This window comes from Arthrobacter sp. B2060 (assembly GCF_059090445.1).
Genome location: NZ_JBNHFR010000003.1, coordinates 19841 through 45905 on the forward strand (window position 1 = coordinate 19841; position 26065 = coordinate 45905).

Annotated in this window: 27 protein-coding genes and 2 tRNA genes; 20 read left to right on the forward strand and 9 right to left on the reverse strand. The window is 66.0% G+C overall.

The annotated features are described in order from the left end of the window. Positions 1–20: 20 nt before the first annotated feature. Genes AC5RUM_RS06820 through AC5RUM_RS06830 form a run of 3 tightly spaced genes read right to left on the reverse strand, consistent with a single transcriptional unit; the run spans position 21 to position 1157 of the window. Positions 21–254 (reverse strand): zinc-ribbon domain-containing protein, encoded by a 234-nt coding sequence (locus AC5RUM_RS06820; protein WP_494034243.1) that lies wholly within the window; start codon positions 252–254, stop codon positions 21–23. Continuing rightward, complete coding sequence (locus AC5RUM_RS06825; RefSeq protein WP_494034244.1) at positions 251–928, reverse strand: GDSL-type esterase/lipase family protein; 678 nt, start codon at positions 926–928, stop codon at positions 251–253. The genes AC5RUM_RS06820 and AC5RUM_RS06825 overlap by 4 nt, the downstream gene beginning before the upstream one ends. 31 nt (positions 929–959) lie before the next feature. Further along, entirely contained in the window at positions 960–1157 is a 198-nt protein-coding gene (locus AC5RUM_RS06830; RefSeq protein WP_494034245.1) for a hypothetical protein, read from the reverse strand. A gap of 171 nt (positions 1158–1328) precedes the next feature. Here AC5RUM_RS06830 and AC5RUM_RS06835 point away from each other — a divergent pair. The 5 genes from AC5RUM_RS06835 (at position 1329) to AC5RUM_RS06855 (ending at position 6196) form a co-directional block, all read left to right on the forward strand. Next, a tRNA-Gln gene (locus AC5RUM_RS06835) sits at positions 1329–1400 on the forward strand. A gap of 130 nt (positions 1401–1530) precedes the next feature. Next, positions 1531–1606, forward strand: a tRNA-Glu gene (locus AC5RUM_RS06840). 126 nt (positions 1607–1732) lie between these two features. Continuing rightward, positions 1733–2788, forward strand: coding sequence for an acyltransferase family protein (locus tag AC5RUM_RS06845; protein WP_494034246.1), 1056 nt, complete (start codon positions 1733–1735; stop codon positions 2786–2788). 7 nt (positions 2789–2795) lie between these two features. Beyond that, positions 2796–4583 (forward strand): dynamin family protein, encoded by a 1788-nt coding sequence (locus AC5RUM_RS06850; RefSeq protein ID WP_494034247.1) that lies wholly within the window; start codon positions 2796–2798, stop codon positions 4581–4583. After that, positions 4580–6196 carry a GTPase gene (locus tag AC5RUM_RS06855; RefSeq protein ID WP_494034248.1) on the forward strand — a complete coding sequence of 539 codons (1617 nt, stop codon included), beginning with the start codon at positions 4580–4582 and terminating at the stop codon, positions 6194–6196. Before AC5RUM_RS06850 ends, AC5RUM_RS06855 begins: the two co-directional genes overlap by 4 nt. A gap of 36 nt (positions 6197–6232) precedes the next feature. On the opposite strand, the gene AC5RUM_RS06860 is transcribed toward AC5RUM_RS06855, so the two are convergent. The 3 genes from AC5RUM_RS06860 to AC5RUM_RS06870 all read right to left on the reverse strand — a co-directional run bounded on the left by AC5RUM_RS06860 (position 6233) and on the right by AC5RUM_RS06870 (position 8387). Further along, complete coding sequence (locus AC5RUM_RS06860) at positions 6233–6985, reverse strand: hypothetical protein (protein WP_494034249.1); 753 nt, start codon at positions 6983–6985, stop codon at positions 6233–6235. Positions 6986–7056: 71 nt separating this feature from the next. Then, a complete protein-coding gene (locus AC5RUM_RS06865; RefSeq protein ID WP_494034250.1) occupies positions 7057–7608 on the reverse strand; it encodes a DUF1697 domain-containing protein in 552 nt (183 codons plus the stop codon). A 59-nt stretch (positions 7609–7667) separates the two neighbouring features. Continuing rightward, positions 7668–8387: an IclR family transcriptional regulator gene (locus tag AC5RUM_RS06870; protein WP_043420062.1), complete on the reverse strand. Its 720-nt coding sequence runs from the start codon at positions 8385–8387 to the stop codon at positions 7668–7670. Positions 8388–8498: 111 nt separating this feature from the next. Here AC5RUM_RS06870 and leuC point away from each other — a divergent pair, with 111 nt between their 5' ends. The 6 genes from leuC to AC5RUM_RS06900 all read left to right on the forward strand — a co-directional run bounded on the left by leuC (position 8499) and on the right by AC5RUM_RS06900 (position 15047). Beyond that, a complete protein-coding gene (leuC, locus tag AC5RUM_RS06875; protein WP_400581566.1) occupies positions 8499–9956 on the forward strand; it encodes a 3-isopropylmalate dehydratase large subunit in 1458 nt (485 codons plus the stop codon). A 9-nt stretch (positions 9957–9965) separates the two neighbouring features. Further along, complete coding sequence (gene leuD, locus AC5RUM_RS06880; RefSeq protein WP_400581565.1) at positions 9966–10568, forward strand: 3-isopropylmalate dehydratase small subunit; 603 nt, start codon at positions 9966–9968, stop codon at positions 10566–10568. 200 nt (positions 10569–10768) lie between these two features. Beyond that, positions 10769–12094, forward strand: coding sequence for a UDP-N-acetylglucosamine 1-carboxyvinyltransferase (gene murA, locus AC5RUM_RS06885; protein ID WP_494034251.1), 1326 nt, complete (start codon positions 10769–10771; stop codon positions 12092–12094). Positions 12095–12103: 9 nt separating this feature from the next. After that, positions 12104–12850: a lysophospholipid acyltransferase family protein gene (locus AC5RUM_RS06890; RefSeq protein WP_494034252.1), complete on the forward strand. Its 747-nt coding sequence runs from the start codon at positions 12104–12106 to the stop codon at positions 12848–12850. Next, positions 12847–13899: an NAD(P)H-dependent glycerol-3-phosphate dehydrogenase gene (locus AC5RUM_RS06895; protein WP_494034253.1), complete on the forward strand. Its 1053-nt coding sequence runs from the start codon at positions 12847–12849 to the stop codon at positions 13897–13899. The genes AC5RUM_RS06890 and AC5RUM_RS06895 overlap by 4 nt, the downstream gene beginning before the upstream one ends. A gap of 2 nt (positions 13900–13901) precedes the next feature. Next, positions 13902–15047, forward strand: a complete 1146-nt coding sequence (locus AC5RUM_RS06900; RefSeq protein ID WP_494034254.1) for a D-alanine--D-alanine ligase family protein — start codon at positions 13902–13904, stop codon at positions 15045–15047. A gap of 26 nt (positions 15048–15073) precedes the next feature. On the opposite strand, the gene AC5RUM_RS06905 is transcribed toward AC5RUM_RS06900, so the two are convergent. Then, positions 15074–15526 carry a DUF3515 family protein gene (locus AC5RUM_RS06905; RefSeq protein WP_494034255.1) on the reverse strand — a complete coding sequence of 151 codons (453 nt, stop codon included), beginning with the start codon at positions 15524–15526 and terminating at the stop codon, positions 15074–15076. Between the two features lie 209 nt (positions 15527–15735). Between AC5RUM_RS06905 and thiL the strand changes: the two genes are divergently transcribed. The 4 genes from thiL to rsmD all read left to right on the forward strand — a co-directional run bounded on the left by thiL (position 15736) and on the right by rsmD (position 20736). Continuing rightward, on the forward strand, positions 15736–16761 hold the full coding sequence (thiL, locus tag AC5RUM_RS06910) for a thiamine-phosphate kinase (protein ID WP_494034256.1): 1026 nt from the start codon (positions 15736–15738) through the stop codon (positions 16759–16761). A 22-nt stretch (positions 16762–16783) separates the two neighbouring features. Beyond that, entirely contained in the window at positions 16784–17806 is a 1023-nt protein-coding gene (locus AC5RUM_RS06915) for a DAK2 domain-containing protein (protein ID WP_494034257.1), read from the forward strand. Continuing rightward, a complete protein-coding gene (locus AC5RUM_RS06920) occupies positions 17806–20067 on the forward strand; it encodes an ATP-dependent DNA helicase RecG (RefSeq protein ID WP_494034558.1) in 2262 nt (753 codons plus the stop codon). Before AC5RUM_RS06915 ends, AC5RUM_RS06920 begins: the two co-directional genes overlap by 1 nt. 63 nt (positions 20068–20130) lie before the next feature. Beyond that, positions 20131–20736 (forward strand): 16S rRNA (guanine(966)-N(2))-methyltransferase RsmD, encoded by a 606-nt coding sequence (rsmD, locus tag AC5RUM_RS06925; RefSeq protein WP_494034258.1) that lies wholly within the window; start codon positions 20131–20133, stop codon positions 20734–20736. 16 nt (positions 20737–20752) lie between these two features. Here rsmD and AC5RUM_RS06930 read toward each other — a convergent pair whose 3' ends face one another. Together AC5RUM_RS06930 and AC5RUM_RS06935 are read right to left on the reverse strand one after the other, a co-directional pair. Continuing rightward, positions 20753–21538, reverse strand: coding sequence for a spermidine synthase (locus AC5RUM_RS06930; protein WP_494034259.1), 786 nt, complete (start codon positions 21536–21538; stop codon positions 20753–20755). 2 nt (positions 21539–21540) lie between these two features. Further along, positions 21541–22749, reverse strand: a complete 1209-nt coding sequence (locus AC5RUM_RS06935; RefSeq protein WP_494034260.1) for an aminotransferase class I/II-fold pyridoxal phosphate-dependent enzyme — start codon at positions 22747–22749, stop codon at positions 21541–21543. Positions 22750–22841: 92 nt separating this feature from the next. Here AC5RUM_RS06935 and coaD point away from each other — a divergent pair, with 92 nt between their 5' ends. From coaD to mutM, 5 genes are all read left to right on the forward strand, one after another. Further along, a complete protein-coding gene (gene coaD / locus AC5RUM_RS06940; RefSeq protein WP_494034261.1) occupies positions 22842–23342 on the forward strand; it encodes a pantetheine-phosphate adenylyltransferase in 501 nt (166 codons plus the stop codon). A 183-nt stretch (positions 23343–23525) separates the two neighbouring features. Further along, positions 23526–24050, forward strand: a complete 525-nt coding sequence (locus AC5RUM_RS06945) for a YceD family protein (RefSeq protein ID WP_494034262.1) — start codon at positions 23526–23528, stop codon at positions 24048–24050. A gap of 36 nt (positions 24051–24086) precedes the next feature. After that, entirely contained in the window at positions 24087–24290 is a 204-nt protein-coding gene (gene rpmF / locus AC5RUM_RS06950; RefSeq protein WP_009356569.1) for a 50S ribosomal protein L32, read from the forward strand. Between the two features lie 21 nt (positions 24291–24311). After that, positions 24312–25031, forward strand: a complete 720-nt coding sequence (gene rnc, locus AC5RUM_RS06955; protein ID WP_494034263.1) for a ribonuclease III — start codon at positions 24312–24314, stop codon at positions 25029–25031. Positions 25032–25038: 7 nt separating this feature from the next. Continuing rightward, a complete protein-coding gene (gene mutM / locus AC5RUM_RS06960) occupies positions 25039–25995 on the forward strand; it encodes a bifunctional DNA-formamidopyrimidine glycosylase/DNA-(apurinic or apyrimidinic site) lyase (protein WP_494034264.1) in 957 nt (318 codons plus the stop codon). Positions 25996–26065 lie beyond the last annotated feature (70 nt).

The following is a 26065-nucleotide window of genomic DNA, read 5'->3' on the forward strand; positions in this document are numbered from 1 at the left end:
TGACCCGGGCCGGGGCGTTCCTAGCGGACCAGGGCGTTCTTTTGCCGGCCGCTGATTTTGGAGCGCCGCCCACAGTTTGAGCAGGTTAACTGGTACGACCGGGACATTGTAATGACGGGAATGAAGAACAGCGTGAATCTGGTCGCACGCTCCTCCAGATACTGCTGGGCAAAGGCCCCGCAGTATTGGCAAGTCGCAGCCCGCGAGGGCAGTTCTCTGACTTTGGTGCTGAGGCCGAAGAGGATGAACATCATGTGCCTTTCAGCTGTCTGTGGTCAGCGATGACGGTGGTTCTGCCTGGTTGATGGCCTTGCATGGCCATGAGGGCGATGGCGCGAGCGATTTTCGCGCCGCCCAGGGAAGACGGCTCGATGGGGTTCGCGTAGTCGCTGTCCTCGCTGCAGAGGAGGCGCAGGTCGATCAGGGAGATGCCCAGCGAGAAAGCGGCCCGGGTGATGCAGTCATTGAAAATCGCCAGGGCTGTTTTGATGGTCCTGTACCCGGGCTCGGTGGAAGGAGTGTCATAGATGGTGCATACGGCGGACGGCAGGCCTGTTGCGGCCACTGCCTTTGCCATGGCCAGATAGCCGGCAGCGAAGTCATCCTGGACAGCGGCCAGAAGGTTCAGCGCACGTGTGACATCTCCGGCGGGCATTTGCAGGATCTCGGCGAAACCGAGGGCGTCATTGCCTCCGACGCTGATCACGAGGTGCGTAGCGTTCGCCGGCAAGAGGCGCAGCTGCCGGTCCACGCCGGCGATCACATCACCGTCGAGAGCCAGGAGCGTTGCCTGCCACCCGGGCGGGAGTTCCTGGCGGAGTTGTGTGATGACATCCGGGTCTTCGCCCACGTACGCCTTGTTATCGAAAATCGAATCGCCCAACAGCACCACGTGGCCGGATGAGGGCGGCGCGCCCGCTACTGTCATTGGATCTCCCTGCCTTCAGCCCGCGTCCCTATCAATGACTGTTGGTCCAGCCATACGGGTTTGCGCCGGAACCGCCGCTGCGGCAATGGTCATAGCCCTGCTGCCATGCATCCCGCACGGCCGCGACCAGACCCGCCAGCAATGGGTAGTAGGGGTGGTCAGGCCCGATGAAAATCATCTCTTCGCGAGCCGTGTCGATGGTCCTGCCGATGTCGCTCACCGTACTCATGCCGCATCCTGACACGAAATTCTTCCCGTGGCGAGGGCGGGGTGACGCACCTAACACGCGATGACGCCGCCGCCGATTTGTGCGGGGCAAATCTCTCGGGTAAAGTAATTACTCGTGCTGAGGCGCTCGGAGCGCAGGATTGATCCTGTGAGACCGGCCCGAAAGTGCCATTGGGATATGGTGTAATTGGCAACACTACGGTTTCTGGTACCGTCATTCTAGGTTCGAGTCCTGGTATCCCAGCTCTGAAATATCCGCGGAATTCCGCAGATTTTCGGACGTTCCAGAGAGAATTACCGATTTGGAACACTCGCTAAGTGTGTGAAACAATCACTTAGCCCGAACGGCAGAAATGCTGAACGGAAAAGTACGCGGCCCCATCGTATAGCGGCCTAGTACGCCGCCCTCTCACGGCGGTAACGCGGGTTCGAATCCCGCTGGGGTCACCAATTTCCCCCGGAGCCTTGGGCTCCGGGGGATTTTTTGTTGCCATCTTCTGTGCGCGTCCCTGACAGTGCTAGGCCATGGTGTGGGCCCTGCAATACTCTGAACCCAGTCGATTCCTTGGGGGATCCATGCTGGGGGACAGGTTCGCGGAGGGCAAGAATTCGCTCAACGCCATCAGGCTGGTCCTGGCCGCAATGGTCATCCTTTCCCACTCGTGGTGGTTGGGCGGCTACGGGCCCGAACCGCAGCCCGGAGGTGTGAAGCTGGGGACCTGGGCCGTCATAGGATTTTTCGGAATCTCCGGATACCTCATCACACGAAGCAGGATGCACGCGAGAAGCGCGGGGAGCTATGCCCGCGCGAGGTTTCTACGGATCTACCCGGGACTTATCGTGTGCGTAGCCGTGGTCGCCTTCCTCATGGCGCCCCTTACCGCTGTCCTCACAGGCCGGCCGTTCGCATGGCTAGATGCGCTGATTTATTTCGCCACGAACCTGACGGCTGGAATGCCGCAGGTAGCGCTTGCGGGGATTCCCGGAACGCTGGAGGGCCTGCCGGATCCCCGCTCATGGAATGGTCCGCTGTGGACCCTGTTTTGGGAGATCGTCTGCTACGTCCTGGTGGGGGTCGTGTTCGGGGTCTGCCGCCCGGAGCCTGCTCGCCTGGCCCTGCTTGGCCTCTTCATTCTCGCTACCGCGGTTGTTCTTGCCGTTGATGCCGGATGGCTTGCCTCTCCCGCGCCCTACGACTGGCCATTGGTACCGGTCCTGACTTTCCTGGCGGGTTCGCTGGTTTACCTTTTTCGGGACCGGATTCCGGCGGGTCCTGCTGCCCTCGGCGTCTGCGCTGTCCTGGTGGCTGTCATTGCCGCTCTAGGGTTTGCCCCGTCCTTGATACACGTGCCCTTGTGTGTTCTTCTGCTGGCCGGTTCTTTGCAGTTGCCGCTATCCGCGGTCGGGTCCCGCTACGACATTTCTTATGGTGTCTACATCTACGGCTGGCCCGTGCAGCAGGCCCTTGCGTGCGTCGGAGTCCATAACTCAGTCCCACCACTCATTTTCTCCGGATTCGCGCTGCTCATTGTGGCGCCCCTGGCCTGGTTGTCTTGCCGTTACGTAGAGGGTCCGGCCCGACGCTGGCGCCGGACGAAGGACGCGTCGCAAACGGTTCCTAAACTGGCATGATGAAGCTGTGACCTCATCCAATGAGCCAGCGTCGCCCAGCGGCCGGCAACAGTTCTCCGTCGAGCAGTCGACCGGGGCTGTGGCGCTGCTCGAGGCCGTGCGGCGCGATCTGGCTTCCGTGTCGTTGCCGCTGGCCCTGCCCGGCGCAGAACAAACCAGGCTGGAGATCCGCAGTTCCGTGGCCCAGCTCGATGACTACATCCTCCCGCGGTACCGCAGCCTGGACGCCCCCCTGCTGGCCGTCGTCGGCGGTTCCACCGGGGCGGGCAAATCGACGCTCGTCAACGCCCTCGCAGGCCATCCGGTGACACGGGCAGGAGCAATCCGTCCCACCACGAGACAGCCGATACTCCTGCACCATCCGGCGGACGGCGCATGGTTTGAAGGCCAGCGCGTCCTGCCGAGCCTCAGCCGCATCCGGGGTGTCGTGGTACCGGCTGAGGTTCCGGCCAGCCAGGCAGGCCCCGCGCCGGACGCGGCCGCCGTTTCTTCGCTGGTTCTGGTTGCGGATCCGGCCGTGCCGCAGGGCGTCGCGCTCCTTGACGCCCCCGACGTCGATTCCATTTCGGATGACAACCGCAAGCTGGCGGGCCAACTGCTGGCGGCAGCAGACCTGTGGGTTTTCGTGACCACAGCCAACCGCTACGCGGATGCCGTTCCCTGGAAGCTACTGCTGAACGCTGCATCCCGGGACATCATGGTGGCCGTGGTGCTCGACAGGGTCCCTCCGGCGGCGGAAGCCGAAGTCAGCGAAGACCTGCGTGCGATGCTGGCGCGCGAGGGGCTCGGGGACGCCGGGCTGTTTGTCATTCCGGAAGTTTCCCTCAACCACCTCGGCATGCTGCCTGCCGCCGCCGTCGAGCCTCTTAGGGCCTGGCTGGGGAGCCTGGCCGCGGACGCCGCAGGCCGGGCGGACATTGCCCGCCGCACGCTCAACGGCACGGTAAAGGCCCTCGGCCAGCGGGTACAGCTGGCCGCGGAGGCCGCGGACGAACAGGTGCGGGCGGCGGGAGTCCTCGGCGACGACGTCCATGGCGCATATCAGGATGCGCTGGGCCGGATCCTCCATGCCACCCAGGACGGAGCACTGCTGCGCGGTGAGGTACTCGCGCGCTGGCAGGATTTTGTGGGCACGGGGGAGTTCTTCCGGAGCGTCGAACAGAATATCGGCAGGTTCCGGGACCGCATGGGCGCGTTTTTCCGCGGTGAACCCGCCCCCGCTGTGAAAGTGGAAACCGCGATTGAAACAGGGCTGCAGGCGGTCATCGTCGATGAAGCAGCCAACGCTGCCGAGGATGCGGACCGGCGCTGGCGCTCGGATCCGGCCGGCCGCCAGCTGCTCGCCACGGACGATCTCTCGGGAACCACGCCGGGGTTTGGAGACAACGTCGCCGCGGAGATCCGGGCCTGGCAGGGGAGCCTGATGGAACTGATCCGGACCGAGGGGCAAGACAAGCGAACGCAGGCGAGGTGGCTCTCCTTTGGCATCAACGGCCTCGGAGCCGCCCTGATGGTGGTGGTGTTCTCCATGACTGCAGGTCTGACGGGCCTGGAGGTCGGCATCGCAGGCGGCACGGCCGTCGTCGGCCAAAGACTGCTCGAGGCCTTCTTCGGCGAGGACGCCGTGCGCCGGCTGGCCCGGACTGCCCGTGAAGATCTCCATGCCCGCTGCCAGAGGCTGCTGCAGGGTGAACAGGAACGCTTCCTGGAACGGCTGGCTTTTGATCATGGCCCTTCAGCCGAAGTGCTCGCCGGCCATGCCCGGCGGCTGGTCCGGCTGGCGGACGCCGCATGAGCCGCCACGGCCTGCTCAAGGAAGCGACCCAGCTACAGACCCGGCTCGAGGCGCTGAACAATGCCCGTGATCTTGCCGAGGGCGTCCTTCCGGACGATGTGCTCGATGAAGTCCGCCGCGTGCTGGAACGGGCAAGCTCGCGGCGGTCCCTGTCGGCGGACCACACCGTGGTGGGCTTCTTTGGGGCCACCGGAAGCGGCAAGTCGACCCTGTTCAACGCCGTCAACGGCGCAGAGATCGCGACGGCGGCGGCCCGCCGGCCCACGACGTCGGAACCGCTGGCGAGTGTCTGGGGAGTGGACGGCAGCGAAGCCCTGCTCGATTGGCTGGAGGTGCGTCAACGCCATCATGGCCAGCCCGTGCCGGGCTTCGCGGACGAATCCAGCGGCCTGATCCTGCTGGACCTGCCGGACTTCGATTCGACGAGAACCGCAAACCGCGAGACGGTGCAGCGGCTCGTGGGAATGGTGGACGTCCTCGTCTGGGTGCTGGATCCGCAGAAGTATGCCGACGCCGCCGTCCACAACGATTTCCTGGCCCCGCTGGCTTCACACGGTGCCGTCACGCTCGTGGTGCTGAACCAGACCGACAGGCTTCCCGAAGCCGACGTGCCGCTGGTGCTTGAGTCGCTCAAGGGAATCCTCGCCCGGGACGGGCTCGGGAAAGTCCAGGTTGTGGCCGCTTCAGCCCTGACCGGCACCGGAGTGGACAACGTCCGCGCAGCGATCCGCCAGGTTGCAGCCCGAAAGGCAGCCCTGTCCCTGCGGCTCTCCGCCGATGTCTCCAGGGCCTCTGCCCGGCTGTCGGAGGCATCCGGGGCAGGAGAGGCAGCAGGCGTGAAAAGTGGATCGAAGGCGCGGCTGGCGGAGGAGCTCGCCATCGCTGCCAACGTCCCGCTCGTGGTTGATGCCGTGACACGCTCCTACAGGCAGGAATCGATCCGAAGGACCGGCTGGCCGGTAACCCGGTGGCTCGTCCGGTTCAGGCCGGATCCGCTGCGGCGCCTGAACCTGCGGAGCGCCGCCAACCCCGAGGTCAACAGGACCTCCCTGCCCGCAGCCGGCGCGCCGGAACGGGCCAGGACAGACGCCGCGGTCCGTGAATTTGCCGACGCCGCGAGCGACGGCGCACCAGGCCCCTGGCGGGCGTCCATCCGGGATGCGGCCCGGACGGGGAGGGACCAGCTCCCGGACGCCCTCGACCAAGCCATCGCCGGGACTGACCTCAGAGCCGGACGGAAGTCCTGGTGGTGGGGCGTCTTCAACGTGCTCCAGTGGCTGTCGCTGCTGACGGCCGCAGGCGGACTGGGGTGGCTGGGTCTGCTCGCCGTCCTCGGTTACCTGCAGTTGCCGGTCCCGCAGGTGCCCCGAGTGGAGGGCTGGCCTATTCCCACGCTCATGATTGCCGGAGGCGCAGTGCTGGGCATACTCCTTGCCGTCACCGCCAAGTTCATCACGGCAGCCGCAGCACGCGCCCGGGCGGCCGCAGCGCGGAAACGCCTTAACGCGGCAGTTACGCAAGTAGCCGGGAAGCTTGTGGTGGAGCCCGTGGAAGTGGAAATCAGCCGCCTGAAATCCTTCAACGCCGCTGTGACGGCCGCAGGAGCGTCCTAGGCACTGTCCGTCAACCTAACGCAGCAATCGTGGATGTCATGGCTCCGGCGATGGGGAGGCGATGGCTGAGATGCTCAGTTCGCGTGCAACCTCGAGTGCTTGCACGCGCAGTGGCCAGTCCTCGATGGAGTCGAAGTAGTCGTGGACATCATCGTCCGAAACGGTCAATGCCTCGAGATCCTTTCGGTCGAGTGGGCGGCGCTCCGCAAGTGCCACGACGATCTGAGCGGCTGATGCAATCCGGGGGTCGGTTACTTGACTCAGTTCATTGATGCTTCCGACCAAGCCCTCTGGAAGACGGTCGGCGATAGCGGCGAAAACCGCCAGGAGACCGATTCGAACGGGCCTGGGTGCTCGGCTGAACTCGACGGCGAGGACGTCCGCGTGGTTGGCGACAGCCGCCCGGCATTCCTCCGCGAGATCCCGGTTGGGTGCGGGATGTCCCTGGCCCCTCCGCCACGCGGCGGGCCACATTTTTGGCGAGCTCGATCCGTCAACGAACGACGTTGCCCCGGCAATTGAGGCCAGCAGGATCGTCAGTTCTCCCCGCGTGTCCCTGTCGATCACAGAGTCGCCGAGCAACTCGATCAGAAAGGGAACCACCAAGGGCGTGCAGTCATACACCGTGCCCTGATGCCAGACCGTGCCCCAGAGTTCGCGCAACGCCTCCCTGCGCGTGTTGGCGTCCGTTGACTCGACGCTGCTAAGCAGGGCGGGAACATTCGTCGCCTGACCGTACGCATGGTGGTAGAGAGACCACTGGACACGCTCCAGTCCGTCAAGGGCCATCTGATGCCTCTCTCCGCCGGCAGTGTCACCAACTCCAGGGGCCATGCTAACAAGGAGGCAGCAACTTGGTCTTAGGCGCCGCCGGGCTCCAGCGCGGCTGCGGCGTCCCGGACCTTGACCATGGTCCGGAGGTTGCGCGTTGTGGTCGAAGCCTTGTACTTCGGCTTGGCCGAGAGCTTGCTGAACGGGCTGTCCAGGGTCCCGCCCGCCGGGGCAAGCCAGGCCGACGCCTCCGGACCCAGCCGGGTCTGTTCCACTCCGCCGATCGACTCCCCGGCGGTGAACAGCTCGTCAAGCGCTGCCGTGTCCGAGGCCAGCGTGATGTAGGTGTGTGTGGTCTTGTCGTCTGCCGGGTAATGGCAGAGCTCCACAAGCTCCGCCACGCGGGAGGCCGTGAGCACCACCACCCAGGCGTCGTAGCCAAAGGCCTCCCGCAGGCACGCCTCAAACTCCTTCTTGACCGCTTCCGGCTCCAGGTCGCTCGTCAGTACCACATTGCCGCTGGCCAGGAGGGTCTTCACGTCGCTGAAGGGCCGGGATTTGAGGGCTTCCTTGAGGTCCGCCATCTTGATGGTGATACCGCCCACGTTGATGCCGCGGAGGAACACTGCGTAGCTCGTCATTCGCCCAGACTACTGCCAGCGGAAACCCCGGGAGCGGAGGCGGTTGGAGCCGGTAAGGGTCAGTCGTTGTTCTTGCGGAGAGCCTCTGTCAGGACCCGGGCCGCGTTGCAGACGACTTCCGCATGCAGCCTGCCGGGCTGGCGGGTGAGCCTCTCGATGGGGCCGGAGATAGAGACGGCGGCGATCACCCGGCCGGAAGGTCCGCGGACCGGCGCGGAAACCGAAGCGACCCCCGGTTCACGTTCGCCGAGGCTCTGGCCCCAGCCCCGCCGTCGTACTCCTGCCAAAACAGTGGGCGTAAAGCGGGCGGACTGCAGCCCCTCCAGCAGGCGGTCATGGTCCTCCCAGGCGAGCAGAACCTGGGCCGCGGAGCCCGCCTTCATGGACAGCTGCGTGCCGACGGGGATCGTATCGCGGAGGCCGATCGGACGCTCCGCGGAGGCGACGCAGACGCGCCAGTCGCCCTGGCGGCGGAAGATCTGGGCACTCTCGCCGGTGGCGTCCCGCAACTGCATCAGCACGGGTCCGGCCGAGGCGATGAGGCGGTCCTCGCCGGCCGCCGAGGCGAGTTCCACCAGGCGGCTGCCCAGCACGAACCGGCCCTGGATGTCCCGGCTCACCAGGCGGTGGTGAACGAGCGCCAGCGCGAGCCGGTGCACGGTGGGCCTTGCCAGCCCCGTGGCGGCGACGAGCTGCGCCAGAGTCGTGGGTCCGGCCTCGAGCGCATCAAGCACCTGGGCCGCTTTATCAATGACACCGACTCCACTAGAATTGTCCATGTAATGATATTGCCGTCTCATTATCTGAGATGCAAATCTTTTGACTGGCGTATTACACGGCTCTGCTGTTTCAGTGGAATCAACAATCAACAGCAGTGAAGGGAGAAGGCCATGGCGAACACATTGGCCGAGAAAGTCTGGGACGCGCACGTGGTGCGCAAAGGCGATGGCGACGGCGCCAACGCACAGCCGGACCTTCTCTACATCGACCTTCACCTCGTTCACGAGGTGACCTCGCCGCAGGCCTTCGAAGGGCTGCGGCTGGCCGGCCGCAAACTGCGCCGCCCGGACCTCACCATCGCCACCGAGGACCACAACACTCCCACGCTGGACATCGACAAGCCAATTGCCGACCTCACCAGCCGCACACAGATCCAGACCCTGCGCAACAACTGCCAGGAGTTCGGCGTCCGCCTCCATTCGCTCGGCGATGCAGAGCAGGGCATCGTGCACGTCGTGGGACCGCAGCTGGGCCTGACCCAGCCGGGCATGACCGTGGTCTGCGGCGATTCGCACACGTCCACGCACGGCGCCTTCGGTGCGCTGGCGATGGGCATCGGCACGTCCGAGGTGGAGCACGTCATGGCCACCCAGACGCTGTCCCTGAAGCCGTTCAAGACCATGGCCATCAACGTCGAGGGCACCCTCCGTCCCGGCGTCACGGCCAAGGACATCATCCTCGCGGTGATCGCCAAGATCGGCACCGGCGGCGGCCAGGGCTACGTCCTGGAATACCGCGGATCGGCCATCCGGGCGCTGTCCATGGAAGCCCGGATGACCATCTGCAACATGTCCATCGAAGCCGGTGCCCGCGCCGGCCTGGTGGCCCCGGATGAAACCACCTACGCCTACATGAAGGGCCGCCCGCACGCGCCCGAAGGCGCTGACTGGGACGCCGCCGTCGAATACTGGAACACGCTCCGCAGCGACGACGACGCCGTCTTCGACGCCCAGGTGGACCTCGACGCCGACACCCTTGAGCCGTTCGTCACATGGGGCACCAACCCCGGCCAGGGCGTCTCGCTCTCGGACAAGGTGCCTTCCCCCAACGACTTCGGCGACGAGAACGCCAAGGCGGCGGCCGAACGCGCCCTGCAGTACATGGGGCTGGAGGCCGGAACGCGCATGAAGGACATCCGGGTTGACACGGTCTTCCTGGGCTCCTGCACCAACTCCCGCATTGAGGACCTGCGGGCCGCGGCGGACATCATCCGCGGCCGGCAGAAGGACCCCCAGGTCCGCATGCTTGTGGTGCCGGGTTCGGCCCGAGTTCGCCTCGAGGCGGAAGCAGAGGGTCTGGACCGCGTGTTCAAGGACTTCGGCGCGGAGTGGCGTTTCGCCGGATGCTCCATGTGCCTGGGCATGAACCCGGACCAGTTGGAGCCGGGGGAGCGCTGCGCGTCCACGTCCAACCGCAACTTTGAAGGACGCCAGGGCAAGGGTGGCCGGACCCACCTCGTATCGCCGGTGGTCGCGGCAGCCACAGCCGTGCGCGGCACGCTGAGCTCGCCGTCGGACCTTGATCCGGCACCGGAATCCGCAGCCCTCCAGACGACCGACGCAGCCTAGGAAGACCCCATGGAAAAGTTCACCACCCACACCGGAATCGGCGTCCCGCTGCGCCAGAGCAACGTCGACACCGACCAGATCATCCCGGCTGTCTACCTCAAGCGGATCACCCGCACGGGCTTTGAGGACGCGCTGTTCTCGGCCTGGCGGAAGGACCCGTCCTTCATCCTGAACCAGGCGCCGTTCAGTGCCGGCTCTGTCCTCGTGGCCGGTCCAGACTTCGGCACGGGCTCCTCCCGTGAGCACGCCGTCTGGGCGCTCAAGGACTACGGTTTCAAGACCGTGCTGTCGTCCCGTTTCGCCGATATCTTCCGCGGCAACTCCGGCAAGCAGGGCCTGCTGGCCGCCGAACTCGCCCAGGATGACATCGAACTCATCTGGAAGACACTGGAGAACGCCCCGGGCACCGAGGTGACGGTGGACCTCGTGTCCAAGACCGTCACCTGCGGCAACCTGGTTGCTCCGTTCGCGATCGATGACTACACGCGGTGGCGGCTGCTCGAAGGCCTGGACGACATCGGCCTGACCCTGCAGCACGAGGAAGACATCACCACCTATGAGGCCACCAGGCCGGCCTTCAAGCCGAAGACCCTGCCGGCCAGGCTGTCCTAGAAATTCTTCCCCAGGCATCCTCTGGGGCCAGCATGGCAATGAGGCCCGTCGCATACCATGCGGCGGGCCTTAACAGTGCTCCCGGGCCATTGCGCTGGCGGCAGAAGGGGCCGTATTTCGGTTCGGTAACGCAAGCTCATATGCTTAGCTGGTGCCTTTGTAAGGATTTGGGGGGCGAGTAGTCGTGAGGAAACCGGTAAATGAGTAGTGTTCTGACAATCCGCGGAGGCGTCCCGCTTACTGGCCGTGTCCACGTCCGCGGTGCCAAGAACCTTGTACCCAAGGCCATGGTGGCGGCGCTGCTGGGCAACGAGCCGTCAGTGCTCCGGAACGTTCCGGAAATCAAGGACGTCGAGGTTGTCACCAGCCTGCTCCAGCTCCACGGCGTCACGGTAGAGAAGGATCCAGTCAGCGGTGACCTCACCCTGGACCCGAAGGACGCCAAGACGGCGCCCAGCACAGCCATCGACGCCCACGCCGGTGATTCCCGGATCCCGATCCTGCTGTGCGGGCCGCTGATCCACGCCATCGGGGAGGCCTTCATCCCCGACCTTGGCGGTTGCAAGATCGGTGACCGCCCCATTGACTTCCACCTGGATGTACTGCGCCAGTTCGGTGCGGTCGTGGAGAAGCGCCCGGGCGGCATTCACATTTCCGCGCCCAAGGGACTCCACGGAGCCAAGATTTCCCTGCCGTATCCTTCGGTCGGTGCCACGGAGCAGGTCCTCCTCAGCGCGACGCGTGCCGAGGGCATCACGGAGCTTTCCGGCGCCGCCACCGAGCCGGAGATCGTCGACCTTATTGCGGTGCTGCAGAAGATGGGCGCCATCATCAGCGTCCAGACGGACCGCACCATCCGCATTGAAGGAGTCCGCGACCTTGGCGGCTACAACCACCGGGCACTCGCTGACCGCAACGAATCGGCCTCCTGGGCTTCCGCTGCGCTGGTGACCCGCGGCGACATCTTTGTTCAAGGCGCGTCCCAGCGCGACATGATGACTTTCCTGAACACCTTCCGCAAGGTGGGCGGCGGCATGGACATCGGCGACGACGGCATCCGCTTCTACCACCGCGGCGGCAAGCTCTCGCCGCTGGTGCTTGAGACAGATGTGCACCCCGGCTTCATGACGGACTGGCAGCAGCCGCTCGTCGTGGCCCTGACGCAGGCCGAGGGCGTGTCGATAGTGCACGAGACCGTCTACGAGAACCGCTTTGGCTTCACCGACGCCCTGATCCGCATGGGGGCCAGCATCCAGGTCCACCGGGAATGCCTGGGCAGCGTGCCGTGCCGCTTTGGGCAGCGGAACTTCCGGCATTCAGCCGTCATCTCCGGCCCGATGCAGCTTAAGGGCACGGACATCGACGTGCCCGACCTTCGCGGCGGTTTCAGCCACCTCATCGCTGCCTTGGCAGCGACGGGCACGTCCCGGGTGACGGGCATCGACATTATCAACCGCGGCTACGAGCGTTTCACTGAAAAGCTGGCAGGACTCGGGGCCGACTTCGACATCACTGCTGAGAAGTAGCGTGGCCCGGTGAAGGAATCGGCGAAAAGCCACATCACATTTTTGATCATTGCCGGGATCGCCCGGCCCCTGTTGAACCTGATGATGAACAAGAAGTGGGAAGGCACGGAAAAACTTCCCGCCGGCGGTTTCATTGCCGCGCCCAACCACTGCACCGAGATCGATCCAATTGTGATCGGGCACATGCTCTACAACCAAAAGCGGGCACCGCATTTTCTTGCGAAGGCCGGGCTTTTCAACGTGCCGGTACTGGGCAGCGTGCTCCACGCCGTCAAGCAGATTCCGGTGGAACGCTCGACGGCGGGCGCGAACCGCTCGCTGCAGCTCGCCAAGGAGATTGTCGCCGAGGGCGGGGCGATCATTATCTACCCGGAGGGTACGCTGACGCGCGACCCCGACCTCTGGCCCATGAAGGGCCACACCGGCGCCGCTCGGCTGGCGCTTGAGGGCGGCATCCCTGTCGTGCCCATGGCCCACTGGGGTGCCCACGAGGTCTTCCCGCGGTATGCCAAGCGGTTCCACCTTTTTCCGCGGAAAACGTCCAGGATCCTGATCGGTGATCCGGTGGACCTCTCCCGCTTCGAGGGACGGCCCAGGGACAAGGCCACCCTCATGGAGGCCACCGAGGTCATCATGGACGCCGTTACCGGCCTGCTCGCCGAGCTCCGGGGAGAGCAGGCCCCTGCCAAACGCTGGGATCCTGCCGCGCACAACCAGACGAAGCACGGCCGCGACGTTGAGCGGGGTGGAAAATGACGCCTGGGCAGGTCCGGACCGGCTCCGCCCTGTCGGTGGCGGTCCTGGGCGCGGGATCCTGGGGTACCACGTTCGCGAAGATCCTCGCCGATGCAGCCACCGCCTCGGGCGCCGATCGCCGCATCCGCATCTGGGGCCGGCGCCCGGAGGTTGTGGAGCAGATCAACAGTCTCCACCGCAATCCCCAGTACCTGGCCGACGTCGAACTGCCGCCGAGCATTTCGGCGTCCACGGACGTCGCGGAGGTGCTCGCCGGTGCCGATCTGGTGGTGCTCGCCGTGCCGGCGCAGTCACTGCGGCTGCAGCTGCGCGAGTGGAAGCGGCTGCTGGAGCCGGACGCCGTGGTGGTGTCCCTCATGAAAGGCCTCGAGCTGAGCACCGACGCGCGCATGAGCGAGGTCATCCGGGAGGAGCTGGACATCCCGGATGACCGCATTGCCGTCGTCTCCGGACCCAATCTGGCCATGGAAATCGCGCGGGAAGAGCCCACGGCCTCAGTTGTGGCCTGCTCGGACTCCGCAGCGGCCGGCTGGATCGCGCGGAGCTGCACTGCACCGTATTTCCGCCCCTACACCACCTCGGATGTCGTCGGCGTCGAAATCGGTGGCATCGTCAAGAACGTCATTGCCCTGGCTGTGGGCATCTGTGAAGGAAAGCAGATGGGGGACAACACCAAGGCCTCGGTGATCACCCGCGGGCTCGCCGAGACTTCGCGGCTGGCTCTCGCCCTGGGCGGCGAGGCGCAGACGATGGCCGGCCTGGCCGGTCTGGGGGACCTTGTTGCCACCTGCTCGTCGCCGCTCTCGCGAAACCACACCGCCGGCCGCCTGCTCGGCCAGGGTCTCACCCTGGACGAAGTGGCGGAAAAAATGACACAAACCGCCGAAGGCATCAAGTCCGGCCAGGCAGTCCATGAACTTGCCGGTAAGCTCGGTGTCGAAATGCCCATCACCGCTGCCGTAGTCGCGGTGCTGGCCGGAAAATTGTCCGTTGACCAACTGGGGCCGCTACTGCTGGCCCGGGAACTGAAACCCGAAGGCGATTACTGACAGTGTCGGAAGAAAACTTGACCGCAGCGGACAACGCCACGACGCGCAAGCCCCGCGTTGCGGTGCTCTTTGGTGGCCGTTCCAGCGAACACGCTGTCAGCTGCGTCACCGCAGCCGGGGTGCTGGGAGCGATCGACCGCAACAAATACGACGTCATTCCCATCGGAATAGCCAAGTCCGGCCAGTGGGTCCTCGCCGCCGGGGACACGGGGCAGTGGTCGCTCGCATCCTCCTCGCTGCCCGAGGTAGCGCCGTCGGACCAGACGGTAACGCTGGCCCAAATCCGCGGGGAGCACCAGCTCATCGTGGCGTCGCCCAACGAGGTTCCCCAGGAACTCGGGACGGTAGACGTGGTCTTCCCCCTGCTTCACGGGCCGTTCGGTGAGGACGGAACCATCCAGGGGCTGCTGGAGCTTTCCGACACCCGCTACGTCGGCGCCGGAGTGCTGGCATCGGCCGTGGGCATGGACAAGCACTTCATGAAGGTGGTCTTCGAGGCAGCCGGCCTGCGCGTGGGCCCCTACATCGCTGTGACGGACCGGCAGTGGCGCGTCGATCCCGAATCTGTCCGTAAGCGGGTGGATCTTCTCGGCTACCCCGTATTCGTCAAGCCAGCCCGTGCCGGATCGTCCATGGGCATCTCCAAGGTGGATTCGCTGGATGACCTTGACGCCGCGATCGAAGCCGCCCGCGAGCATGACCCCAAGCTCGTCATCGAGGCGGGCATCGTCGGCAGGGAGATCGAGTGTGCCGTGCTGGAGGGCCGTGGCTCCGACGCGCCCCGGACGTCCCTGCCCGGGGAGATAACGGTTGCCGCCGGCGATCACCAGTTCTACGACTTCGACGCCAAGTACGTTGATGACGCCGCGGCACTGAGCTGCCCGGCCGACATGCCTGAGGAAGCCATAACGAGGGTCCGCGAACTCGCGGCGGTGGCGTTCGACGCCGTCGGAGCAGAAGGCCTGAGCCGGGTTGATTTCTTCTATACCCCGGACGGCGCGGTCATCATCAATGAGATCAACACGATGCCAGGGTTTACGCCGAAGAGCATGTACCCGCAGATGTGGGCTGCCACCGGCCTGAGCTATCCGGACCTGATCGACGAACTGATCCACCTGGCGCTCACGCGCAAGACCGGACTCCGCTAGGGGCACGGCCTCGCCGGCCTGACGCCCTATTTGCTCGCCGGCAGGTCCTGGAGGTCCTCCTGGCCCACGCAGTTGCGGCTCGCCTTGATCTTCGCGGCTGCCGCCGAGAGATCGGCGAGCACGGTGGCTGAGCTGATCTTGTCCGGGTCCATCAGGATCTCCGTCGCCGGCTCGCGCCCGAACGTGGTCAGCGTCCACACGGGATTGCCCTCCTTGATGACCCAGTCCACGTCGTTGACGCTGACGCAGCGGTCGGTGGTGGGCCCGGGAACGTTGACGCCGCAGCGCAGGATGACCCGGGACGGATCGCCCCACGCGGCCGTCGCCTGGCTGTTGGTTTTGCGGAGGCGGTGTTCGCCGATGGCGTCCGGGAGCACCACCATCATGGGGGCACAGCCCGGGTCCGCCGCATCCGCAGCGGGGGCAACATCGACGGCGGGGGCGCATCCGCCCAGGGCGAGCGCCGCTGCTGCCGTCATGGCGAGGACGGCCGAGGTGCGCCGCCTGCCGGCCGGTCCGCGGCGCCAAAGGCTGCGAGCTGATCTGTTTCCAGCAGGTTCACGGACGGCGGAAGGGCAGTGCATGGGTTAACCCTATCCCGGCGCCGCCGCAGGAATTGCCTGAATCGTAACCGGGCGCCGGCGTCCCGGCAGGAAACAATGTCGGCCCGCCGCGGTAGCGTAGTGGCGTGCCCCAAACTCCACTGACCGTCGCAGAACTGTCCGAAGCCGAGCTGCTCACGCGGATCTTTCCGCGGCTGGAGCTGGGCGCGGCGCACAGCGCTGCTGTTCTCCTTGGGCCCGGCGATGATGCCGCGGTCGTCGCCGCTCCGGACGGCCGGACGGTCGTGAGCATCGATACCCAGGTGCAGGACCAGGATTTCCGGCTCCAGTGGAACAACGGCTACCGGACCACGGGCTATGACGTGGGCTGGAAGGCGGCCGCCCAGAACCTCAGCGACATCAATGCCATGGGCGCTACGGCAACCTCACTGGTAGTGAGTCTGACCATGCCGGCGGCCACTCCCGTGGACTGGGTCGAGGACCTGGCGGACGGACTGGCCGCCGCCATTGGGAAGCTCGGTGCCGGATCGTGCTCCGTCGCCGGCGGTGATTTGGGCCGCGGGGGCGAGCTCTCTGTGACGGTGGCGGTCCTCGGCACCCTCAGCGGCGGGCAGCCGGTGCTCCGCTCCGGGGCGGCCGCCGGCGACACCCTGGCCATTGCAGGGAACGCCGGCCGGGCCGCGGCGGGGCTTGCGCTCCTGGAGTCGCGGCACCCGGTGGAATCGCTGAGCCCGGAGTTGAGGCACCTCCTGGACCTTCAATGCCGTCCCGAGCCGCCACTTGAGGCCGGCCCCTTGGCCCGGCTCTCAGGGGCCACCGCCATGATGGACATCTCCGACGGCCTTGTGCGGGACGGCACCAGGCTGGCCATCGCGGGCAGCGTGGTCCTGGATCTCGATCCCGGGACGCTGAAGCTGCTGACGGCGCCGCTGGAGACCGCCGCCGCCCTGCTCGACGCCGATCCGCTGGCCTGGGTGCTGGGCGGCGGCGAGGACCACGGTCTGCTTGCCACATTCCCTGCGCACGTTCAGCTGCCGCCCGGCTTCACTGGGATAGGCTCAGTACAGACCCGCGGCACGAATGAAGCCGCGGGCGTAAAGATCGCGGGACGGCCCGCAGACTCCGTGGGATGGGATCACTTTGCAGACTAAGATTGCCGCCAACGCGCTAGCGATGAAGCGGTGGTTGGGCAAGGCAGAGACGGCCCTGGGGAACCACAGCGACCGCCTCAATGCCATCAACATTTTCCCGGTGCCAGACGGCGATACCGGCACCAACCTTTACCTGACCGTCAGGGCGGCCACCCGTTCCCTGCAGGAAACCGCGCCGGACGAAGCCTCGCTCCAGAACGACGTCGGCGCCGTGCTTGCCAAGGCAGGCCAGGCCGCCATGGAACAGGCCCGGGGAAACTCGGGCACTCTTTTCTCGGTTTTCCTGTGCGCCGCCGCCGAGCCCCTGTCAGGACACACCCGGCTCACCGCCACGCTGCTGGCCGCTGCGCTGAACCGGGCACAAATCCGCGCCTGGTCGGCTCTCAGCGATCCCGTTCCCGGAACCATGCTCTCCGTCATGGAGGCGGCGGCACGGGCAGCGGCCGCGGTTGACGCCACCCAGAACGGAAATGACAGCAACCAGGCCCTGGGCCTGGTGCTGGATGCCGCCGTGGAGGCAGCCCTCGACGCCGTCATCCGCACAGAAGCGCAGCTGGACGCCCTGCAGGCCGCCCACGTCGTGGACGCCGGCGGCGTCGGGATGCTCCTGATCCTCGATTGCCTGCGGTCGGCGGTGCTCGGCGGGGAACTCCAGAACGAACTGCTGGACGGACTGCACGGCTACGATGTGCAGGATCCCCATATCCATGCCGACCTGCCGGACGACGACGGCGTGGAGGTCATGTGCACCGTGAGCCTGTCGCCGCTGGACGCCGCCACGCTCAGGCAACGCCTCGATGAACTCGGGGATTCAGTGATCATGAGCCAGGTGGAGCGGTCGCCGGATGCGGAAGGGCGGTACCGCTGGCGCGTCCACGCGCACGTGCTGGATTCCGAGCCGGCCCTCAGGCTGATCCGTTCCCTCGGGGAGCCCACTGACGTGTCGGTCAGCGAGCTCGCCCTGCCGCGGGACCCCGACCCCCTGGCTGCCGACCCCTTGGCTGCCGATCAGCTGGCGGCTGATGCCCGGAGCCTTGATGGATGATGAACACCGAGCTTGAACTGGGCCTGGAGCGCCGGATCGGCAAGCGCTCCGCCGCCGTCGTCGAAAAACACCTGGGCATCACCACGGTGGGCGGACTGCTCAACTACTTTCCGCGCCGATACCTGAGCCGGGGCGAGCTCACACCCATCAGCGAGGTGCCCCTTGACGAAGAAGTGACGCTTATCGCCCGGGTCGTCTCCAACAGCACCCGGCAGATGCGCGCCAGGCGCGGCTCCCTGACCGACGTCGTGATTTCCGACGACGCCGGCACCCCGCGCCGGCAAGCACCGGGACACCCCAGCCCCGGGATTCCCGGAACGATGAAGGTCAGCTTCTTCAACGGCTACCGCGCCAAGGCCGAGCTGCAGCCCGGCCGCCGGGCCATGTTCTCCGGCAAGGTCACCCGCTACGCCGGGACGCTCGGGCTGACCAACCCGGATTTCCTGCTGCTCGACGAAGACCCGGACACTCCCGGCATGGACCCCGAAAAGCTTGCGGCGATGCCCATCCCCGTCTATCCGGCCACCGCCAAGCTCACCAGCTGGTCCATCCAGAAGGTCATCTCCACGCTGCTGGACACCGTCGACCTCGGGGCTCTTGCGGACCCGCTGCCGGCCGGCATTTCCGCCCGTGAAAAGTTCCTGCCCATGCCCGAGGCGTACCGCCTGATCCACGCTCCGGAGACGCCCGGGGACTGGCGCCGTGCCCGCGACCGGTTCCGGTACCAGGAAGCCCTGGTGCTGCAGTCCGCCCTGGCGCGCCGGCGCGCCCAGCTGGCCGCCGAGGAAGCAACTGCGCGGAGGCCGGTGCCGGACGGGCTGCTGGCCGCCTTTGACCGCCAGCTTCCGTTCACGCTGACCGCCGGCCAGTCCGCCGTAGGCAAGACCCTCGCCGCCGAGCTGTCCCAGGACGGCCCCATGAACAGGCTGCTGCAGGGGGAGGTCGGCTCCGGCAAGACCATCGTGGCGCTCCGGGCCATGCTCCAGGTGGTGGACGCCGGGGGACAGGCCGCACTGTTGGCACCCACGGAAGTCCTGGCCGCGCAGCACTTTGAGTCCATCCGGAGAACACTCGGGCCGCTCGCCGCCGACGGGCTGCTGGGCGGCCTGGGCGGCAAGGCTGTCCAGGTCAGCCTGCTCACCGGCTCCATGCCCACCGCCGCGCGCAAGCAGGCACTGCTCGATGCCGCGTCCGGCACCGCCGGCATTGTCATCGGCACCCACGCCCTGCTCAGCGACAACGTCTCCTTCTACGACCTCGGCCTCATCGTGGTGGACGAGCAGCACCGTTTCGGCGTGGAACAGCGCGATGCCCTCAGGGCGAAGGCGAGCAAGCCCCCGCACCTTCTGGTCATGACCGCCACGCCCATTCCCCGGACCGTGGCCATGACGGTGTTCGGGGACCTCGAAACCTCCGTGCTCGACGAACTGCCAGCCGGCAGGGCACCGATCACCACCCATGTCGTGGGCCTGGCGGAGAACCCGGGCTGGGCCTCACGGATCTGGTCCCGGTCCAGGGAAGAGATCGACGCCGGGCATCAGGTCTACGTCGTGTGCCCGAAGATCGGAACGGACGACGACGGCGACTTCAGTCCCGGCGAAGCGGAACCCGGCCCCGGGGATCTGGAGGACGACGGCGCCGGGCGGGAACTCGCCTCGGTGACAGCCGTCGTCGAACATCTCCGCGAGGAACCGGCATTGGCCGGCGTGCCCCTGGCGCCCCTGCACGGGCGCCAGGATCCGGTCGTGAAATCCGACACCATGGCGTCGTTCACCGCCAACGAAACGAAGCTTTTGGTGTCCACGACGGTGATCGAGGTGGGGGTGGATGTGCACAACGCCACCCTGATGGTCATCCTGGATGCGGACCGCTTCGGGATATCGCAGCTCCACCAGCTGCGGGGCCGCGTGGGCCGCGGAGGGCTCCCGGGCACCTGCCTGCTGGTCACCCCCCTGGAGCCGGGACATCCGAGCCGCCGCAGGCTGGACGCCGTCGCGGCGACCACCGACGGCTTCGAGCTGTCCCAGGAGGACCTGAAGCTGCGGCGCGAGGGCGACATCCTGGGTGCCTCCCAATCCGGTGGCAGGTCCACGCTGAGGCTCCTCAGGGTGCTCGAGCATGAGGACATCATCGCCCGCGCCCGGCAGGATGCCCAGGAGATCGTGGGCCGTGACCCGTCACTCGCGGACCACCCAGCCCTGGCCGGGGCCATCGACGACTACCTGAACCCCGAGAAGGAGGCGTTCCTTGAACGCGGCTAGCACCAGGGATGCGCTGGGAACTGAAGCCACCGCGCTTCCGGCAGAAGAAGCGGGGCCGGCAGCATGAGCCGGATCGTCGCAGGGGCTGCTGGAGGAACGCCGCTGGTCAGCGTGCCGGGCTCAATGACCCGGCCCACCAGCGACCGTGTCAAGGAAGCCCTCTTTTCCCGACTGGACGCCTTCGACGTCCTGGCTGGTGCGCGCGTGCTCGACCTGTATGCCGGCTCCGGATCGCTGGGCGTGGAGAGTGCCAGCAGGGGAGCGCAGGCCGTTGACCTGGTGGAGTTCGACGCCAGGGCGAGCTCGGTCTGCCAGCGGAACGCGGACCTGATCAACACCGTGCTGGGCCGGAAGGCAGTCACCGTGCACCGCTCGCGGGTTGAGTCGTTCCTTGAGCGGACGGCCGACGACATCCAGTGGGACGTCGCTTTCCTGGACCCGCCGTACCCCTTGGACGAACCCGCCCTGGCCGCCGTCCTGGAGAAACTGGGCCGGCACCTGGCGCCCGGAGCCGTGGTGGTGGTGGAGCGGTCGTCCAGGTCTCCGGAGCCGTCCTGGCCAGCAGTCCTGGAACGGTTCGCGGAAAAGAAGTACGGCGAGACGCGGCTGTGGTTTGCCGAGCCGGCCAGCGATCAGGAAGTGGACGTAGACCAGGCGGCGGAGGACTGAGTTCTTCCAACCCGCCTCAGCCTGAGAAAGGGTCCAGTTCGACCCCGGCCAGCACCGTCGCCGGATGTGGCCCCCGGGCTGTCAGGGCTGCGGTCCATTCGGCCGGCCAGGGCTTCTGGGTGCCCGCCAGGATGATGTTCCCGGGATACCGGCCCGTGAACATGCTGGACTCGGCGACGGCGGCGACGTCGGTCATGGCACCCCGCAGTGCGGCGACCTGGCTGCGGACCAGGGTGAGGCCCGGTTCGTCACCGACATTCACAATCAGTACGCCCCGTTCGGACAGCAGCGCCGCCGCTTCCTCGTAGAAGTCCGTGCAGGCGATATGCTCCGGAGCGTCGGGGCCCGAGAAGATGTCCAGGATCACGACGTCGAAGCGCAGGTCGGCGGGGAGCTCCGCCAGTGCTTCGCGGGCGTCGCCAATGACGGTGTGCAGCCGGGTGCCTTCGGGCAGCGGAAGCTGCTCGAGCACGAAGTCCAGCAGCTCCCGTTCCAGTTCCACTGCATGCTGCAGGGAACCGGGGCGGGTCGCCTGGATGTACCGGACGAGGGTCAGCGCACCGGCTCCCAGATGCAGTGCGGTGACCGGCTCGCCCCACGGGGCGGCAAGATCGACGAGGTGACCGATCCTGCGCAGGTACTCGTAGAAGATGTCCCCGGGGTCGGCCAGATCGACATGCGACTGTTCCGCTCCGCCGATCTTGAGCACGAAGCCGCCGTCGGTGTACGTGTCAGGTTCGATGACGGCGTGCTGGCCGGTAGTCCGCAGGTAGCGGGACACGCGTGCAGGGCCGTCCACCATGGTCAGAGCCTGTCCCGCAGTGTCGCCAGTCGGGCAGCGGCTTCCTCAAGCACTTCCGTCTTTTTGCAGAAGGCGAACCGCAGCAGGCTCCTGGTCCGCTCAGCGCCTTCCGGGTGGCAGAACACCGGAACCGGGATGGCTGCCACGCCCACGAGGGCAGGCAGCCGGCGGGCAAGCTCCACGGAATCGCTGATGCCCAGCGGAGAGGTGTCGACGTTCACGAAATAGGTGCCCTTCGGCGTGAACACGTCCAGGCCCGCTGCCCTGAGCCCGTCGCTCAGGATGTCGCGCTTCTTGCCCAGTGTGGATGCGATGTCATCGTAGAAGGAGTCCGGCAGCGCCAGCCCGGCGGCGATGGCGCTCTGGAAGGGCGTGCCGGAACTGTACGTCAGGAACTGCTTCACTGTCCGGATCGCGGAAACCAGGTGCTCCGGACCGCTCAGCCAGCCAATCTTCCATCCGGTGAAGGAGAAGGTCTTCCCCGCCGAGGAAATTGTGACCGTCCGTTCAGCGGCGCCGGGCAGGGTGGCAACCGGGACGTGGCGCACGCCGAACGTCAGGTGCTCGTAGACCTCGTCCGTAATGATGAGGGCGCCGTGCTGCCGCGCAAGGTCAACCACACGCTGGAGTATTTCCGCCGGGAAGACGGCTCCGGTGGGATTGTGCGGGTTGTTGATGAGTACAGCCTTCGTGCGGCTGTTGAAGGCGTCTTCAAGCGCAGTGGGATCGGGCATGAAGTCCGGGGCAAGCAGCGGCGCGGTGACGTGGGTGGCTCCGGACAGGCCGATGATCGCGCCGTAGGAGTCGTAGAACGGCTCAAAGGTCAGGACTTCATCGCCCGGGCCAACCAGTGCCATCAATGAAGCGGCGATCGCTTCGGTGGCGCCCGTGGTAACAATGATTTCGGTATCGGGGTCCGGATTCAGCCCGTAAAAACGCTGCTGGTGTGCCGCGACGGCCTGCCGGAGTTCAGGGATGCCCTTGCCGGGCGCGTATTGGTTCGAACCCTGCGCGATGGCCGCCTGGGCCGCGGCCTTGATCTCGGCAGGACCGTCCTCATCAGGGAATCCCTGGCCGAGGTTGATGGCCCCGGTCCGGACCGCCAGTGCGGTCATTTCCTCGAAGATCGTGACGCCGAGGGTGCCGTCGGAAGCCAGGAGGTTGGCCCCGGTGGCAGCGCGCTGCCAAGGTGCGGGAAGTGTCTCTGTCATTGCCGTCCTGCCTGTCCGTTCAGCCTGTTTTCCCACGCGGCCGATGCATCAAATCATGGTATCCCGGCTGGCAGATACGGTAGGTTCGGAGCATGAGACGCGCCGTATGCCCAGGCTCCTTCGACCCCATCCACAATGGACACCTCGAGGTCATCGCCCGAGCCGCGAGCCTATTCGACGAAGTGATCGTGGCGGTGTCCACCAATTACGCCAAGAAGTACCGCTTTCCCTTGGAGGACCGGATCGAGATGGCCAAGGAGACACTTGCGTCCCTGCGCGGCATCGTCGTGGAACCGGTCGGCGAGGGCCTCCTTGCCGAATACTGCCGCCAGCGGGGCGTCTCGGCCATCGTCAAGGGTCTGCGATCGTCGTCGGATTTCGACTACGAACTTCCCATGGCCACGATGAACCGCCAGCTGAGCGGCGTGGAAACGGTGTTCCTGCCGGCCGAGTCGCACTACCTGCACCTCTCCTCGACCTTGATCAAGGAAGTGTTCACGCTCGGCGGCAATGTGTCGGAGTTTGTCCCGAGGTCCGTCCTGAAACGGCTGTTAGCGGGCGCGCCTGCGTCGGGCCCGCCGTCAAGAGGGTAGGCTTGACCGGTACATTCCGGCTTCCGTCCGTTGTGCGGCGCTTTCCGGCACCGTCACGCCGGCTGGGTATTTCCGCCTGCAGGGCCGGCACCCGGTTTGAGTCCTTCCCGGACTTCAGGCTAAGATAATACGTCGGTCATATGTTCAACAGGAGTTCTCATTAAGCGAGATGCTAGTTCGCCCTTGATGCTTGATGTCAAGGACCTCGGACGCAGTCCGGGGAGCATGCGTACACTGACGGAACATGTACCCGCGCCAAGTGATCTTGGCGTGGCGCTCATTGGCGTTCAGGAAGGCTCGGATATCGAGCTGGACCTGAAGCTCGAGGCCGTACACGAAGGAATTCTGGTATCAGGAACCGCAGTCGCCGAAGTAACCGGCGAGTGTGGCCGATGCCTGGATCCCCTTGCGTATGACCTTGAAGTCAATGTGCAAGAACTTTTCTTCTACGAGGGCGTCTTGCCTTCCGACGAAGAAGACGATGAAGAGCAACGTCGAGTCGAGCACGATCTGATCGATCTTGAGCCGGTGTTGCGGGACGCGGTTGTAACCATGCTGCCGTTCCAGCCGGTGTGCCGGGAAGACTGCCAGGGCCTGTGTTCCGAATGTGGGGCACGCCTGGAAGACGAGCCGGGGCACCACCACGAGATCGTAGATCCTCGCTGGGCTGCCCTAGCTGATCTGGCTAAGCCTGACCGGCAAAATTGATTTGTAAGTGTTTTTCTAGAGAGAAATGAGTTAGCCGTGGCTGTTCCCAAGCGGAAAATGTCTCGCTCGAATACCCGCGCCCGCCGCTCCCAGTGGAAGGCGACTGCCCCCCACCTGGTGAAGACCGTCGAGAACGGCCAGGTTACTTACAGCCTGCCGCACCAGGCAAAGGTCGTTACCGACTCGGCTGGCACCGCGCTGTTCCTTGAGTACAAGGGCCGCAAGGTCGCGGACGTCTAATCGGCCCACAGGCTGAAAAGGATGTCTTCAACTGAAGAGCTTCTGAAGCGTCTCGGTGTCTCCATTGACGCCGGGACGCTTCGTCTTGCTCTGACACACCGTTCCTACGCCTACGAAAACGGCGGCATTCCCACCAACGAACGGCTTGAGTTCCTGGGCGACTCCATTTTGGGGTTCTCAGTGACGGATGCGCTGTACCGCGATAACCCGACCCTTCCCGAGGGCGACCTCGCCAAGCGGCGCTCGGCCGTGGTCAGCACGCGGGCCCTCGCGGGCATCGGACGCAGCCTGGGCATTGGTGACTACATCTACCTTGGACAGGGCGAGAAGCTCACCGAGGGCAAGAACAAAGCCTCGATCCTGGCGGACACCATGGAGGCGCTCATCGGCGCCACCTACGTCTCCAACGACATCGAGACCGCCCGGCAGCTGGTCATGCGCCTGATCGGTCCGCTCCTGAAGGACGCCGCCGCCCTTGGGGCCGGCACCGACTGGAAGACCAGCATCCAGGAGCTGGCTGCGGGCCGGCAGCTCGGCAGCATCTACTACGCCGTGGAGGGCTCCGGGCCGGACCACGCGCGGACGTTCATCGCGGAGCTGCAGATTGGCGGCAAACCCTGCGGCACGGGAACCGGGCACTCCAAGAAGGAAGCGGAGCAGGAAGCTGCGGCCGACGCGTGGCGGAAACTCTCCGCCACGGGACCGGCGGACGCCTCTCCGGAATCCGCCGCCGGCGTCTAGGTGACCGGTGCCTGAACTTCCCGAAGTGGAGGTGGTCCGCCGCGGCCTGGTCAGCTGGGTTCTCGGCCGGACCATCACCGGCGTTGACGTGGTGGATCCACGGTCCGTGCGGCGCCACGCCCTGGGGCCTGAAGACTTCGCCGGAAACCTTGAAGGCGCCACGGTCCTGGACATCGTGCGCCGCGGGAAATTCCTGTGGATGCCGCTGCAGGACGCCGGCGCTGTTCCCGAGGCCGCTGACCGCCCGAAGGTGGCGCTGATGGCCCATCTCGGCATGAGCGGCCAACTCCTGATGCAGGACACTGCGGTGCCCGACGAGAAGCACCTCAAGGTTCGTCTTCACCTGAGCCCGCGGGACGGCATGCCCGGGCAGCTCCGGTTTGTCGACCAGCGGATATTCGGGGGCCTGTTCGTCACGTCGCTCGTTCCCACGGACGACGCAGGCCCGGGAGGGCTGGCCGAAAAGCCATTGCCCCTGATCGCTGAGGAGGCGTCGCACATCGCGCGGGACCCCCTGGACCCGCACTTCTCGTTTGGGGACTTTTACCGCCGGCTGCGCAGCCGCAGGACCGGCCTGAAAAGGGCCCTCCTCGACCAAGGTCTGGTGTCCGGAATCGGCAACATATACGCGGACGAGGCCCTCTGGCGGGCGAAACTCCATTACGCCCGCCCCACCGATACCCTGCGGCGGACAGAGGCTGAGCGCGTGCTCACGGCGGCCAGGGAGGTCATGCTTGACGCCCTTGCCGCAGGCGGGACGAGTTTCGACTCCCTGTATGTGAACGTTAACGGCGCGTCCGGCTATTTCAGCCGTTCCCTGGACGCCTACGGCCGCGAAGGGGAAGAGTGCCGCCGCTGCGCCGCATCCGGCATCGTGAGCCGCATGCGGCGCGACATGTTCATGAACCGTTCCTCCTATACCTGCCCCGTGTGCCAGCCGCGGCCCCGAAACGGCCGCTGGTGACCGTTGTCTCGGTGGCCGGAACGCCGTAAATCCGCGGATTCCCGGCCCCGTGGCAGTAGATTTAGGGCAG

Bases quoted from the DNA above. Each gene is read 5' to 3' on its own strand.
- AC5RUM_RS06820 (WP_494034243.1), bottom strand. From the start codon at position 254: ATGATGTTCATCCTCTTCGGCCTCAGCACCAAAGTCAGAGAACTGCCC.
- AC5RUM_RS06825 (WP_494034244.1), bottom strand. From the start codon at position 928: ATGACAGTAGCGGGCGCGCCGCCCTCATCCGGCCACGTGGTGCTGTTG.
- AC5RUM_RS06830 (WP_494034245.1), bottom strand. From the start codon at position 1,157: ATGAGTACGGTGAGCGACATCGGCAGGACCATCGACACGGCTCGCGAA.
- AC5RUM_RS06845 (WP_494034246.1), top strand. From the start codon at position 1,733: ATGCTGGGGGACAGGTTCGCGGAGGGCAAGAATTCGCTCAACGCCATC.
- AC5RUM_RS06855 (WP_494034248.1), top strand. From the start codon at position 4,580: ATGAGCCGCCACGGCCTGCTCAAGGAAGCGACCCAGCTACAGACCCGG.
- AC5RUM_RS06860 (WP_494034249.1), bottom strand. From the start codon at position 6,985: ATGGCCCTTGACGGACTGGAGCGTGTCCAGTGGTCTCTCTACCACCAT.
- AC5RUM_RS06865 (WP_494034250.1), bottom strand. From the start codon at position 7,608: ATGACGAGCTACGCAGTGTTCCTCCGCGGCATCAACGTGGGCGGTATC.
- AC5RUM_RS06870 (WP_043420062.1), bottom strand. From the start codon at position 8,387: ATGGACAATTCTAGTGGAGTCGGTGTCATTGATAAAGCGGCCCAGGTG.
- leuC (WP_400581566.1), top strand. From the start codon at position 8,499: ATGGCGAACACATTGGCCGAGAAAGTCTGGGACGCGCACGTGGTGCGC.
- leuD (WP_400581565.1), top strand. From the start codon at position 9,966: ATGGAAAAGTTCACCACCCACACCGGAATCGGCGTCCCGCTGCGCCAG.
- murA (WP_494034251.1), top strand. From the start codon at position 10,769: ATGAGTAGTGTTCTGACAATCCGCGGAGGCGTCCCGCTTACTGGCCGT.
- AC5RUM_RS06895 (WP_494034253.1), top strand. From the start codon at position 12,847: ATGACGCCTGGGCAGGTCCGGACCGGCTCCGCCCTGTCGGTGGCGGTC.
- AC5RUM_RS06905 (WP_494034255.1), bottom strand. From the start codon at position 15,526: ATGACGGCAGCAGCGGCGCTCGCCCTGGGCGGATGCGCCCCCGCCGTC.
- AC5RUM_RS06915 (WP_494034257.1), top strand. From the start codon at position 16,784: ATGAAGCGGTGGTTGGGCAAGGCAGAGACGGCCCTGGGGAACCACAGC.
- AC5RUM_RS06920 (WP_494034558.1), top strand. From the start codon at position 17,806: ATGAACACCGAGCTTGAACTGGGCCTGGAGCGCCGGATCGGCAAGCGC.
- rsmD (WP_494034258.1), top strand. From the start codon at position 20,131: ATGAGCCGGATCGTCGCAGGGGCTGCTGGAGGAACGCCGCTGGTCAGC.
- AC5RUM_RS06930 (WP_494034259.1), bottom strand. From the start codon at position 21,538: ATGGTGGACGGCCCTGCACGCGTGTCCCGCTACCTGCGGACTACCGGC.
- AC5RUM_RS06935 (WP_494034260.1), bottom strand. From the start codon at position 22,749: ATGACAGAGACACTTCCCGCACCTTGGCAGCGCGCTGCCACCGGGGCC.
- coaD (WP_494034261.1), top strand. From the start codon at position 22,842: ATGAGACGCGCCGTATGCCCAGGCTCCTTCGACCCCATCCACAATGGA.
- rnc (WP_494034263.1), top strand. From the start codon at position 24,312: ATGTCTTCAACTGAAGAGCTTCTGAAGCGTCTCGGTGTCTCCATTGAC.